Source organism: Oleiphilus sp. HI0080, assembly GCF_001635135.1.
In genome coordinates this window covers 1-442 of the sequence record NZ_LWFU01000281.1, presented here as the reverse complement: position 1 = coordinate 442, position 442 = coordinate 1, and the positions used below count along the sequence as shown (strand labels likewise).

Genomic DNA, 442 nt, shown 5'->3' with positions numbered 1-442 from the left:
ACAGCCAAATGTCGTGACCATACTTTCTGATACAGCGCAGCGTGCTGATGATCTGGATGAAGCGGCGGCTCTTGAAGCGAAAGCGGAAGCCGAGCGTGAATTTGCTAATCAAAGCGGCGAGATGGATTATTCTCGTGCTGCAGCACAGTTAGCAGAAGCGGCTGCAAGGCTGAGAGCGATTCAACAATTGCGTAGGCGTTGAGCTTACAAACGCAATCATCTAAAGGCAGCTTAAGGCTGCCTTTTTTGTTGGTAAATCAGTAGATAAGAGGCTTTCTTAGTACTCTTCTGCGACTACAATTAAACAAAACGAGAGAATTGGAACGAGATATGGATTTTCACATTATCGTCTTAGCTGCGGGTAAAGGCTCCCGTATGAAGTCTGATAAGCCTAAGGTATTGCATACACTTGCTGGCAAACCAATGCTCANACACGTATTAG

The 442-nt window shown here is 45.8% G+C and carries 2 protein-coding genes; both read left to right on the top strand.

The genetic code is table 11. The features are described 5' to 3' along the window. A partial coding sequence (locus tag A3751_RS02955; protein ID WP_304439003.1) for an ATP synthase delta/epsilon chain alpha-helix domain-containing protein occupies positions 1-202 on the top strand: 202 nt, incomplete at its 5' end. Between the two features lie 128 nt (positions 203-330). Next, on the top strand, positions 331-442 hold a 112-nt coding region (locus A3751_RS21715), incomplete at its 3' end, for an NTP transferase domain-containing protein (RefSeq protein WP_156492228.1).